Annotated in this window: 7 protein-coding genes and 1 pseudogene; 3 read left to right on the top strand and 5 right to left on the bottom strand. The window is 62.5% G+C overall.

Going from position 1 to position 13,133, the window contains the following annotated elements:
* Positions 1-146: 146 nt before the first annotated feature.
* Both J9889_RS07425 and flaA read right to left on the bottom strand, forming a co-directional pair.
* Positions 147-257 (bottom strand): annotated as a pseudogene (locus J9889_RS07425) (helix-turn-helix domain-containing protein); the annotation flags it as partial.
* A 445-nt stretch (positions 258-702) separates the two neighbouring features.
* Positions 703-1,614, bottom strand: coding sequence for a flagellin (flaA, locus tag J9889_RS07420; protein ID WP_210556230.1), 912 nt, complete (start codon positions 1,612-1,614; stop codon positions 703-705).
* A 382-nt stretch (positions 1,615-1,996) separates the two neighbouring features.
* Here flaA and J9889_RS07415 point away from each other — a divergent pair, with 382 nt between their 5' ends.
* Together J9889_RS07415 and J9889_RS07410 are read left to right on the top strand one after the other, a co-directional pair.
* Positions 1,997-2,629, top strand: a complete 633-nt coding sequence (locus tag J9889_RS07415; protein WP_005333975.1) for a trimeric intracellular cation channel family protein — start codon at positions 1,997-1,999, stop codon at positions 2,627-2,629.
* 100 nt (positions 2,630-2,729) lie between these two features.
* A complete protein-coding gene (locus J9889_RS07410) occupies positions 2,730-3,122 on the top strand; it encodes a hypothetical protein (protein ID WP_210556224.1) in 393 nt (130 codons plus the stop codon).
* 75 nt (positions 3,123-3,197) lie between these two features.
* Here the strand turns inward: J9889_RS07410 and thiI are convergent, their stop codons facing one another.
* Positions 3,198-4,646: a tRNA uracil 4-sulfurtransferase ThiI gene (gene thiI / locus J9889_RS07405; protein ID WP_039038656.1), complete on the bottom strand. Its 1,449-nt coding sequence runs from the start codon at positions 4,644-4,646 to the stop codon at positions 3,198-3,200.
* A 164-nt stretch (positions 4,647-4,810) separates the two neighbouring features.
* Between thiI and J9889_RS07400 the strand changes: the two genes are divergently transcribed.
* Positions 4,811-5,770 carry a hypothetical protein gene (locus J9889_RS07400; protein WP_010674284.1) on the top strand — a complete coding sequence of 320 codons (960 nt, stop codon included), beginning with the start codon at positions 4,811-4,813 and terminating at the stop codon, positions 5,768-5,770.
* Between the two features lie 88 nt (positions 5,771-5,858).
* On the opposite strand, the gene pbpC is transcribed toward J9889_RS07400, so the two are convergent.
* Together pbpC and J9889_RS07390 are read right to left on the bottom strand one after the other, a co-directional pair.
* Positions 5,859-8,267, bottom strand: coding sequence for a penicillin-binding protein 1C (gene pbpC, locus J9889_RS07395; RefSeq protein WP_053288553.1), 2,409 nt, complete (start codon positions 8,265-8,267; stop codon positions 5,859-5,861).
* Entirely contained in the window at positions 8,233-13,077 is a 4,845-nt protein-coding gene (locus tag J9889_RS07390) for an alpha-2-macroglobulin (protein WP_210556231.1), read from the bottom strand. Before J9889_RS07390 ends, pbpC begins: the two co-directional genes overlap by 35 nt.
* Between the last annotated feature and the right edge of the window lie 56 nt (positions 13,078-13,133).

Genomic DNA, 13,133 nt, shown 5'->3' with positions numbered 1-13,133 from the left:
TGGAACGGGGGAGCCAGCCTCGGCCTGGTTAAGAATGGCGATGATCTGGGCATCGCTGAAGCGTGATGTTTTCATGTAGAACCTCCGGGTATCAAGGTACGGGAAAATTCTACTTATGAGCACCTCAGTTTTTCGGGGGGATTACCGGTGGAGCGATGAACGCCAATGGCGCGTGCGGTGGCAAGGATGGACATCCCCTGTGCGCGAAGCACCGATAACTGGTATCGTTGCCCCTCGGTCAACTGCTGATAGCTCATGGTGATACTGCTTTTACTTTGGCGAGCAGAAGGGTACCACCAATCAGCAGTTGGCCACCTCTCGCCATTCATCCATGAGTGTCGCACTTATTATCTGAATTCCCGCACCATCACGACAGCATCTCCCCTCAATTGCCGCCGTACTTGCATGTTGAACACTTGAGCATGATGAATTGGCACACATTGTGCATTAGGTTATGGGTCGTCGATTTTATGGCGTCCATAAAAAAGGCCGACTATGTATCGGCCAAAGAAGAGCTTACGCTCAGGAGAACAACCTCGAGGGTGACAGAGTGAACGATCTGCGCAACACTCGAGGGGTATACCAATAAGAGAATTTCTCTTTCGATAGGACAAGGCGTAAATCCGAACACCCCATTGTTCCATCTTGTTTACCAGGGCGGCCTGAACAACCGCCCTTTTCTTTTTCTGGCAATCAGTCAGCTTAGCCTTGCAGCAAGGAGAGCGCGGACTGCGGGCGCTGGTTGGCCTGTGACAGTATGCTGGAGGCGGCCTGCTGCAGGATATTCTGCTTGGTCATGTTCGCGGTCTCGGTCGCAAAATCTGCATCACGGATGCGGGAGCGCGCGGCATTGACGTTTTCCGAAATATTGGCCTGGTTGCGGATGGTGGAGTCGAACCGGTTCTGCACCGCCCCCAGCTCGGCACGCTTGCTATCGACTGCCTTGATCATAAAGTCCAGATTGGCCATTGCCTTCTGCGCATTACCAGCAGTAGAGACACTGTTTACATCGCTGGTCGTGACAGGACCAGTAGAGGCAACCACTTTATAGGGTTCTGCTGCCGTTGCAGTGACAGATATAACGGCACTCGACTTGGTTGCTTTGGCAATCCCTGCGATAGTAAAGGCCGAAGTCATTTTGAAGGAGATAGTCTGTCCCGCATCCGCACCCACCTGGAAGGTCCCCTTGTAGTTACCATCCAGCAGCTTCTGACCACCAAAAGTGGTATCGCTAGCGACCCGGTCAATCTCGGTCATCAACTGACTATATTCCTGCTGCAGCGCAACCCTGTCGTCCGCATTGTTGGAACCGTTAGCTGATTGTTGCGCCAGAGAACGCATCCGCTGCAGCATGGAGGTCACTTCGTCCATGGCCCCTTCCGCCGTCTGGGCAACGGAGATACCGTCGTTGGCGTTGCGGTTGCCCTGGTCCAGGCCGTTGATCTGGGAAGTCAGACGGTTGGAGATCTGCAGACCCGCCGCATCGTCCTTGGCGCTGTTGATGCGCAGGCCGGAGGCCAGACGGGTGTAGGAGGTATCCAGGGATTTGGTGCTGTTCATCATGTTACGCTGAGCGTTGAGCGATGAAACGTTGGTATTGATATACAAACTCATGATTTTTCTCCTAAGCTATTAAAATTTAACTTTAATTCACTCAGGCTTTATTGTGCTTTGTGCCTGATATGTTTAGTTAACGGCGTCTTTTCGTGAGACTTTAATTTCTTTTTTCTGCCTTTCTGGCAGTAATCGCCGCCTAACCTATATATCGGCCTCTATTCGCTTCCCTTGAGAAAAAAATCGGGATTTTTTGTCACCTGACAGCCCGCCCCCCGGGCCATAGTGGCCACAGCCCGCATCAGACAAGGCGGGAGCGTGATCTTCACCCAGCCTTCAGAAACCGGCGCTGGCTCCCACTTTTGCACGCCAGCATTGCTCATCCCCACACCTTGCCCCTAAAATCGCGGCCCCATCAACAATTTGACGTGAGTTGTTCCCCATGCAGACACTGGTTGAGCAGATTGTTTACATCAGCGACATGTTTGGTACTGCGGTATTCGCGTTTTCAGGGGTATTGGTGGCTGGACGACTCAGAATGGACGGGTTTGGCGTCATGGTTTTGGCGGCGGTCACTGCCATCGGCGGCGGCACTATCCGTGACATGATCCTGGGAGCCACCCCCGTGTTCTGGGTGCGCGATCCCCTCTATATCTGGGTCGTCATTGCGACGGCGCTGATCGGTATGTGGATGGTCAAGCTGCCCCGCAGGATGCCATGGTATGTGCTGCCGGTGGCGGATGCCTTCGGACTGGCCCTCTTTACCGTGATCGGTGCCCAGAAGGCCCTCAATTTCGGCACCCCAGGGCTGATTGCCGTGATCATGGGCACCATGACCGGGGTAGCCGGTGGCATGATCCGCGATGTACTGGCGCGGGAGGTGCCCATGGTGCTGCAAAAAGAGATCTATGCCACCGCCTGTATCCTTGGCGGCATTCTCTATACCCTGGCACTTGAGGCCAACATGGACAGGGTAACGGCCATGCTCATCTGCATGACGGCCGTGTTTGGCCTGCGGGTAGCGGCTATCTACTGGCATCTTTCGCTACCGACCTTCTCCCTGCAACGCAATTGAGAGCAGGCCCACAGCGTCATCATGTCGCTATGGGCCACGCGTTGAACCAAATAGGCTTTTCTGTTGTCATAGAAGCAGTCGTTGTTAGCCGGAGCTTCTCATGCGCAAAATCGGTATGCTTACCACCCTTCTCCTGGCGAACGTGACGGCAGCCCACGCCGAAGCACAAGTGGTATTTGGACGACTGGCCTCGGCGCCGGTGCAGCAGTTCAACCAGCAGATACGCCAGGCAAGCCATCAACAGCAAAACTGGGTTAATGACTACCGTGAGGTAGCTCTGCGATTCGTCGGTCATGGTGACACGCCCAGCCGCATCCATGCTCAACAGCTGGACAACGATCTGGTGCTCTCGGTGGCCCTTGATGGCCAGCGTAGCGACATGCTCTACATCCTGACCCTGTTTCGCAGCAACAACCTGTGGCAGATGCGTCAGGCCGAGATGGGCTGGCGCTGTCAGGGTCAGGAAACCTTCACCCCGGTCCCCTGCCCCTGAGCATCTACCTTCATCCGAGTGAAATAAAAAATCCGGCGCCTTGGCCGGATTTTTTATACGCGTCTTGCCGTCACATCACGGACGGTAGACCTTGACGTTGGCAAAGCCCTTCTCTTTCAGGTAAAGCGCCTGCAGCTTGCTCATCACGCCGCGATCGCAATAGAGCAGGTAGGTCTTCTCTTTCGGCAGATCACCAAAGGCGGTGGCCAGCTTGAAGAAGGGGATATGCATGATCTCGCGCCCTTCCACCACCAGCGGCTTGTCGTCATGCTCCTCCATGGAGCGAATGTCCAGGATCACCTCGTCGTCACCGCTCTCGGCGGTGGTCTCCACCTCCTGCACCTCGGCGGCGGTCTCTTCACCGATGCGACGAATGTCGAGGTAACGGGCCTCGGCCACCACCTTGTCCAGAATGGCAAAGTCGAAGTTCTCCTCTTCCGCCTCGATGCGGGAGAGCTCGGCCTTCACGGTCGGCTTCTTGGAAATCACGCCGCAATACTCCGGCATGGTCTCCGCGAACTCCAGGGTGCCGATGCGGCGGGCTTCGCTGATGATGTCCGGCTTGTCCCAGGTGATGAGCGGGCGCAGGATCACCTTGTCGGTCACCCGGTCGATGACGTTCAGATTGGTGAGGGTCTGGCTGGAAACCTGGCCAACGCACTCGCCGGTCACCAGGGCCGGGATCTGGAACTCGTCGGCCACCTTGGCAGCGGCACGCATCATCATCCGCTTGAGCACCACCCCCATCTGGCCGTTGTCGATCTTCTCGAGGATCTCGGCCACCACCGGCTCGAAGTCCACCGCGGTGAAGCGCACCCGGTGGGAGGAGCCGAAACGGTTCCACAGGTGATAGGCCACCTGCTTGACGCCAATCTCGTGAGCCGCCCCACCCAGATTGAAGAAGCAGTAGTGCACCCGGCAGCCGCGCTTGATGAACTGGAAGGAGGCGACACCCGAGTCAAACCCGCCGGAGAGCAAGCTCAGCACATCTTCCTGGGTGGCGATGGGCATGCCGCTCAGCCCCTGGTGGATGGCGCTGACGATGAAAAGCTCCTCGCCATCGATCTCGAGGTTGATCTTCACATCCGGGTTCTTGAGGCGCACACCGTTGCTCACGCAGTGCTGGTTCAGACCGCCGCCCACGTAGCGTTCAATCTCCAGAGAGGAGAATTCGTGCTTGCCGTGGCGCTTGGCACGCACGCAGAAGGTCTTGCCCTCGAGCTGATCACCCCAGACGGCTTTCACCTGCTCGAAGATGTCGTGCAGGTCGGTAAACTTGCTGGCCTGCACCTCGAGGAAGGCCTGAATGCCGGGGATGCAGGCCAGGGCTTCGATGGCCTGCTCGCGGAACTGGTCATTACGGGAGCTCACGATCAGCTTGTCCCAATCCATCCGCACCCGGGCATCGTCGTCGAAGCGGCGCAGGACATTGCGGATATTGCCCTGCAGGATCTTGATAAAGCGCTGGCGAACCGACTTGCTCTTGATGGTGATTTCAGGGAACAGCTTGATAATGAACTTCATGGTAATGACTCGGGTGGCCTTGATTTAAGGGCGCGAATTATATCAGAACTTTGTGACCAGCGCCTACTGCATGAGCGGCCGCTCACATTCCCCTACGCAAAGTTTGCCGCATCCGGGCAATCATGCGTATATTCCCACCCCTGCATCCTGGCAACACAGCATTCATGAAAACCCATATCTACTACCCCGGCATGGAGGTACGCGACGAGCTCTGGCTCAAGTTTGCCCTGCTCTATCTGGAGCGGCTCGCCTTCGTCTTCACCGTCAGTGAGAAGAGCGGTCTCACCGCCCTGCTGGAGACCCTGCGCCAGCAAACCGACCTGCTGGCCGAGCCGCCACAACCCGCCTTCTTCGCCCATATCACGCCCCAGGTCGAGAGCCAGATTGCCGGCCTGGTCGCCCCCGACTTCGTGCGTCACAAGGTGTTTGGCAACAGGGAGCTCATCGCCCGCTGGCGTTCAGCCCCCAACCACGACTGCTTCTGCCCGGCTCAGGCGGGACTGGAGCGACTGCACGGGTTTTGTCTGACCCACGGCTTTGCGACGCAGGATGAAGGGGGGATCAGAATGGCGCGCCGCTTTGCCAACCTGCTCTCCATGCGCCTCGCCCGTGAGTGGGCACTCGCCAATGACGGCGCCCTCATCACGGATCACGACTATCTGGATCGGCTGCTCCACCTGCTCGAATCCCGCTACCACAACCGGGGCGGTCAGGATTGCTTCCACCTCGAGATCCCGCTGCAAGTGCCCACTCACCTGGCCGACATCCCGTTTGCAGAGCTCATTGCCCTGCGGGGGCGAAGCGGCTTTCGTCAGCAGCTCGCCGAGTTCCATCAGGCCCTCGATGCCCTGCTCGCCATGCTGGGCAGCGGCTACGCCGAACCCGCCGTGTTGACCCGCTTCGAGCAGGCCCAGCAGGGGTTCACACCCTTGCTGGGACCCGAGACCGTCACCCTGCCGCTCACCACGCTCGTCAGTACTGGCTTACCGGCCATGGCGATGATCCACCACCTCAAGGAGAGTCACCCACAGAGCGACCTGGTATTTCATCCCATCAAGAAGAGCCACTTCCACCAGCGCAAGAGCCGGCATTTCTTCACCCGGCTGGGGCAGGTCAAGCCCTGACTCCCCGCCTCTGCCGGGGAATCGACAATCAACTGACGGCATCGGGACCATCCCCGATGCCGTCAATATTCTGGCGCTCACCACGCCCTCAGGAGGGGTTTTCCAGCCGAAACTCGATGCGATCGCTGTTTCCCGCCTCATCCACCACCACCAGCTGATAGCGGCCCGCCTTGCTCACTACTTGATCCCCGTCCCAGCGCAGCCGCTGCCCGTTGAGAAACCAGGCCGGCTTGCCGACACCGCCGAGCACCTTGGGCTGCAGCCGATAGCGCTGGCTGCGGATAAGGTTGCCCTCCCCCAGCGCCAGGATGCGGATGGGGGCCTGCTGCTCGGCGCTCTGTCCCTCCCCCGCGCAGCCCCTGGCAAGCAGCGCCTGACGCCGCTCGCCCGGTGAGCGCCATGGCTCCAGCGACAGCGGCCAGAGCGCTCTAAAAGCGGATTGTGCCGCATCGTGGCAGCGGGTCAGCGTCGGCTTGCCCGCGGCGGTCAGTGCAACCTGGCGCAGCGGCGAGGGCCAATCCATGGGATCCGGCAAGGTGGGAGGGTCGCGCCCTTCCAGCAGCCAGGCGCTCTGATGCTGCAAACAGGCCTCTGGCAGGGTCGCGCTCGTCTTGCGCCCCAGCGGCCAGCAAACTTCGGCCTCGCTCACCGTGTTGGGTTGTGCCGGCAGGGGGCTGTTGTCCGAGAGCCGCGAATAGACAGAGAGCAGCAGCGGCACTGCCGCGCTCTGTCCATAAAAGCCGGGCATGGGGGTGCCATCGGGGCGCCCCAGCCAGACGCCGATGGTCCAGCGACCGGAGACCCCCATGGCCCAGCTGTCGCGATAGCCATAGCTGGTGCCGGTCTTCCAGGCCAGTCGGTTGGCCCGGCCGGTCGCCTCGCTGGCAAAGGGTTGGTCCGCACGTCCCTGGGCGCTCAATATCTGCCAGATGATCCAGGCGGCCCCCGGGCTCAGCAAAGGGCGCGACACCGCCTGCTGCCCCGCCAGCCAGACCGGCATCGCCACCTGCCCCTGCCGGGTCAGTGCGCTGTAGAGCGCCACCAGCTGCTCAAGCCGAATGCCCGCCGCCCCGAGCGCAATGGCCGGGTTGGGTTTGTCTACGAGCGCCAGTCTCACCCCGGCGTTGTCGAGACGGCTGACCAGCTTGTCTGCCCCAAGCGCCTCCAGCACCTGCACCGCCGGCACGTTGAGGGATTGCTGCAGCGCCTGGGCCAGCGTCACCGGTCCCTGAAAGGCACCGGAGAAGTTGGCGGGTCTATAGTCCGAGCCCAGCCTCGGCGCATCGGAGAGCAGGGAGGCCGAGTGCACCAACCCCTCGTCCATGGCCAGACCGTAGATGAAGGGCTTGAGGGTGGAGCCGGGAGAGCGGATCGCCTGCACCATGTCGAGGTAACCGTGGCGACGCAGATTGCCATACTCGGCGCTGCCCACATAGGCGCGCACCGCCATGGTTCTGTTGTCTACCAGGAGCAACGCCGCTGAGGTCTGCTCGGGGAAGCGACGGATATAGCTCGCCACCCGCCCTTCCAACCAACGCTGCAGATCGCCGTCGATGGTGGTATGCACCAAGGCCCCGGCCTGATGGTCGGCGGCGAGGCGGGCAAACAGCGGCGCCTCCATCGGCGTGAAGTGACCGCGGGCCAGCACAGGCTCGATACGCCCCTCCAGCCACACCTGTTCGGGCCAAACGCCCTGTGCCACCAGCCGCTGCATCACCTTGTCACGGGCGGTGCGGGCCCGCTCGGGATGCCGGTCCGGCCGGTTCCGGCTGGGAGCCTGCGGCAGCACCGCCAAGAGCGCAGCCTCGGCATAGGTCAGCTTGGCTGCACTCTTGCCGAGATAGGCAAAACTTGCGGCCTGCACCCCCTCCAGATTGCCGCCAAACGGTGCCCGGTTGAGGTAGACGGTAAGCAAGGTGCGCTTGTCATAGTGCCACTCCAGCTGCAGCGCACGCGCCATCTGGCGCAGCTTGCCGGGCACGCTCCTGTGGTAGGGCTCGATAAGACGCGCCACCTGCATGGTGAGGGTCGAGCCGCCCGACACGGCCCGCCCATAGCGCAGCCACTGACCGATGCCGCGCACCATGGCCACCGGATTGACCCCGGGATGACGCCAGAAGTAGCGATCCTCGTAGCCGAGCAATGCCTCGATATAGCGGGGGGAGACCTGCTCCAGGGTCACGGGGTAACGCCACACGCCGCTGGTATCGGCAAAGGCGCGCAGCGGTCGCCCCTTCATGTCGAGCACCACCCGCGCGTAGGCTGGATCGAGTGGCGGCGGCGGAAATAGTCGATCCAGCGCCAGCAATGACAGGAGCAGTGCTACAACGCCCAGCACCGAGTAGCGCAGCCAGCGTGGCAGACGGCCAATCCGGTGGCGGCAAATGCGGCCACCGTGACACAGTCGCAGCCAGCCGCGCCGCCAGAAAGTGAGCGGGCGAACCCGCTCAAGGGAGGGTTTGTTACTCAGAGATACGCACCTCGTGGATATCCTCACCCACAGCCCGGATCTCGGGTCGGTACATATCCTCCACCTGGGTCGGCGGCACCAGATAGCGACCCGGCGTCACCGCCCGCATCAGGTAGACCAGTTGCTGGTTGCTCCCGGCACTCAGATCCAGCGCCGCCGTGTAGCGGTCATCGCGAAACTCCTGATGCTTGAGGTAGTCATTCCACTCGCTCTGCCACGCAGGTTTCCCCTCGATGGAGAGCTCTTCCAGCTTGATGCTGTTGCCAAGGGCCGGATTCTCCAGCTCGAAGCCGGCGGGCACCATCTCCACCAGCAGGGCATCGGGCACCGCCGATTCACTGCTGACGTTGAGTCGCACCACCACCAGATCGCCCACCTTCACCTTGGTCGGGTCAAAACGCTGACCGTCGCTGTTGAACCAGCTGCGGGTCACGCTCATTCCCTTGCTGATCCGTGCCGGCGCCTGCTCGGGGTAACCGACCAGGGTGCGCTGCACATAGAGGGATCCCTTGCCCTCATTGGTAACCACACTGGCCGCCAGTGCCTCGGGGGTGCCCTGCTGCAGCGGAGCCGAACCGCTCAGGGATCCACTGCCAAGAGAGGAGGTCACCCTGGCCTGCCAGTCGACGGCCGGATCGACGCGGGCGAGTCGCAGCAGAGCGAGCCGCTCCTGAGTGCTGAGCCACTGACGATGGGCCAGGGTATCGGCCACCTTGGCACTGAGGGCCGGCCAGCGCTCCGCAGCCAGCTTGTGCTGGCGCAACAACGAAAGCTCAAGGGCTTCATCGCGCAGCGGCGAGCCGTAATCCCCGAGATAATCGTCCCCGCGCTCGGTCGCCAGTGCCCGGCTGAGGGCCTTGGCGGCGTTCTGCTCATCCCCCATGGCCGAGAGGGCCAGGGAGAGGTGCAAGAGCGGCAAACCCGAGCGGGCGTGATCGGCCTGCTGCTCCCAGACAAGGCGCAGGGTAGCGAGCGGCGCCTTGCCCACCCGGGCCAGCACATAGGCACTGTAAGCCTGATAGGCAAGACGGCTGTGCTCGGGGGCACTGCTCCAGCGCTCGCCATACTGGCTGTCGGTAAGATAGCTTTGCAGCCGATTCAGCGCCTGATTGAGCATGGCCTCCGGCACGGCGTCGCCGGCCTCCTTGCGCGCCAGCAGGTAGTCGGCGGCATAGGCGGTGAGCCACTGCTCCTCGTCGGAGCGGCCATCCCACAGGCCAAAACCGCCGCTTGGCAGTTGCAACCGCTGCAGCCGCTGCAGCAGGGTGCGCTGCACGTCCGCCTCGCTCGCCGCTTTCTTGCCCTCGATGGGTTTGCTCCAGGCGATGCGCTCATCCGCCGTGGTCAACAAGTAAGGCCAGGCACGGGACAAGGTCTGCTCCAGACAGGCGTAGGGGTAGTCGGCCAGCGCCTGCCACTGGGCTGCCGGATCCCAGGGCGGGGTGCCGGAGAGACTGAGCAGCCCCTGCAGGTTGGCGCGATCCAGCCCGGCCAGCTCAGCTGGCGCAAAGCTCATCTGCTGGCTGGGAGCCAGCATCTGGTAGCGCTGGCGAGTCTCGGCCGGCCAGGGAGAGCGTAGCGGCAGAGTCCAGTCGCGGCTGATGACAAAATCCTTGCCGCTGGCCGCCAACTGTAGGCTTGCCACACCGCTTGCCCCAGTCACGGTGAGCGGCAGGGTCAGCCACTGCTCCTCGCCGTTTTTCAGGGCAAGGGTGGGGGGCAGCTCGCCGTTTGCTTTCAGCCCGCCGTTGAGGGTCCAGGCAAGGGAGAGGATCTGATCCTCGCCACTCATGTTGCGCAGCTGCACCAGCGCCCGGGTCTCATCCCCTCTGGCGCCAAAGCGCGGCCAGCCAATCTCGGCCACCAAGGGCGCCACCACCTTGACGGCACGCTCGGCCTCACCGACTTGCTGTTCGTTCCAGGCCAGCGCCATCAGCGCCAGCTCGCCATTGAAGTTGGGCAGTTCGAGCGGGATCACCGCCTTGCCCTGCTGGTCAAAACTCACCTCGCCACTCCAGAGCGCAGCGATCTCGACCCGGCTCTCCAGCGCGCCGCCCTTTTTCAGCGGCGCACGGTCGCCCCCATAGTTGAGGCGGGCCAGCTTGCCATCTTGCGGCGGGATCACTTGCCCGTAGTTGTCGAACAAATCTTGGGCGAAGCGCTTGCGGCCAAAGAAGATCTCGAACGGGTCGAGGGGCTGGTAGTCGCTGATGTTGAGCACGCCCCGATCCACCGCCGCCAGCACCACCCGCCCCTGACTGTTGGGGGTGGAGGTGGCGGTCACTGCCAGTCGGGTGAGCGGCACCGCTTTATCCGGCGCGCTCAGGGTAAGCGGCAGACGACGCGCTTCCCGATCCAGGGTGAGCGGCACCAGACCGACCGAACGCAGGCTCTGCCCCTGCTGCTTGCCGACCGGTTTGGAGGCACTGTCTGGCGCGGCGATCTGGGCCGAGATATGCAGATCATGGCGCTGCCACTCGGGGCTGACCGGGATCTCGAACTCGCCGCGGGCATCCTTGGCATCGTTGCCGGCCCCCTTGAGCTCGATGCGCTGCCACCAGCGCAGGCCGTCGCCATCTTCCACCAGCAGCAACCCCTTGCCGGGGCGCGGGGCCACCAGGGTCACTTTGGCCTTGTCACCCGCCTGATAGGCGCGCTTGTCGAGGGTGATGGCAATCTTGTCAGGCCGTGCCTGCTCGCCACCGCCGCCCCAGGCGTAACTGCCTATTTCCACCCGCAGGCTCGATTGATGGCCCTGACTGTTCTCCACCTCCAATCGATACCAGCCCGCCGCCAGTGGCAGCGTGAGCGGGGTCGGCCCCTTGCCATCCAGCTGCAGGGTCTGCTCCTGCTCCAGATAGGGCTGGCTGTTGAACTCATACTTCCACCCCTCCCCATCGGCGTAGTGCCAGTAGTAGTCGCGGTACTCGTTGATAAGGCGCACTTTCACCACCCCCGCCACCGGCTGGCCCTTGTCATCGAGGTTGAGGATCTGGAAGGGGAGCGGCTTGCCCCCTTCCACCCGATCCGCCACGAAGTCGGCCTTGAGCGCCGGCCACTGGCTGCCCGCGGGCCAGCCATACTGGATGCGGCTGCGATTGACGGCGCGGCCACCGGGCTCGGAGAGCGACACCCGATAAGCCACCTCCAGCGGCCCGAGCGCGCGCACATTATCGAGCTCATCAGCTAACGAAAAAGTCCCCTGCCCCTGCACATCCAGGGTGAGATTCAGCGGCTCGAGATCCCTGGTCTGCTCGGCGAGCAGCACGTCACCCAGAGTGAACTCCTGCCACTGGGTAAAGGGCATGGTGGCGCGGCTTAACTTCACCTCCGCCTTCGCCTTGGTGGCACTGGCTGGTGCGCCGTAGAGATAGTCCCCTTGCAGCGGCAGGGTGAGGGCGGCGTCCAGACTCGTCACTTCCCCATCCGGCCCCTTGCCAAGCTGCAGTTTCAGCCGCTCCGGCAGAAACTCCTCCACCAGGAAAGGCCACTCGAAACGGCTGCCGGCGGCAGTCTTGAGGTTGATGGTCCAGCGCCCCAGCGGCGCATCATCCGGCAGACGCAGGCCGTAGTGGGCCGCGCCAAGATTGTCCGGTAGCAGGCGCTTTTGTTCGAGCAGCTGGCCGTCCGGCTGTTTCACCTCCAGCTCCACCGCCATGCCAGGAAGCAGCTGGCCATCCTGCCCTTTTAGCAGGATCTCGCTGTCGAGCCGCTCGCCGGGGCGATAGAGATCGCGTCCGCTGAACAGATAGAGCTGCTGGGCCTGCCAGGGCTGGGTGCCGAGCTCGAAGGTGGAGAGATCGAGGGCCGCGCCATCGAGGCGCAGCACCGCCAGATGCTTGCCCTGCTCGGCCAGCAGCAGGCGAGCCCCCTGCACCTGATCGAAGCGGCGATGACCTTGGGGGTCGGTGGTTTGCACCTGCAGCCGGTTGCCCTTCTGGTCGAGCAGGGAGAGCTGCACATCCTTGAGGGGGTCGGCGCTGGCCAGGGAGCTGACGAACACCTCCAGCTCATCGCGGTAACGGCGGGCACTGAGCCCCATGTCGCTCACCGCAAAGTAGGTGGTCTCCTTGCGCCAGTCGTAGTTGCCAAGGGGGGACATTACCGCAAAGTAGACGCCAGCCTCCGCCAGCTGCGGCTCCTTCACATTGATAAGGCGGGTCTCGCGCCGGTTGGCATCGAGCTCCAACGCATAGCGGCCGCTGAATACCCGCTTCGCCCGCTTGGTGATCTGCTCAAGCTCCCAGTTGCCCATGCCGGCACCGGGGCGATACTCGGCCAGGAAACGGGGCAGGTATTCGGCATCGACCCGAAAGAAGTCGATATTGACCTCGTCCACATTGACCGCGCTGATGGGCAGGCGCAGCTCGTCGCGCAGCGGCAATACCATGCCGCTCGCGGTAAAGGAGGCCCCCGCCTCCAGCGGCCGGGTCTTGAGAGTCCAGCTCTGGGGGGATGGGCCCAGCCCCGCCTTGAGGCTCACCTCGTAGCTTTTGTCGGGCTGAACGTTCGGGAAATAGAGGGTGCGACCATCGTCGGCGAGGATCCACTCCCCCTGCACCTGCTTGCCCCCTTCACTCACAGAAAGCCAGCTCTGCCAGTTTGCCTTGGGCGCCAATGGGCCGGAGAAGACCAGCGCCAGCGCCGGGGCATCGCGATATTGGCGAGCATTGGCTTGCACGACTGAACTCGGCTCCCCTGCCTCCTGCCGGGCAGTGGAGCCGGTGGTCGGAGCCTGGCTGACAGGCTTGTCGGGGCCGCAACCAGCCAGCAGCAGCGCCGCCAGCCAGGCCACACGGGGAAGACGAGTCACGGGGCTGGAGAGAGAGAGGTGCATGGTGTTCATCCAGGGTTGGATCGCCGCAGCGCAGGAGCCAATAGAATAAAGCGTCA

Source organism: Aeromonas sp. PrichA-15 (genome assembly GCF_017939245.1).
GTDB lineage: Bacteria > Pseudomonadota > Gammaproteobacteria > Enterobacterales > Aeromonadaceae > Aeromonas > Aeromonas caviae.
This window is presented reverse-complemented; position numbering and strand designations above follow the sequence as displayed.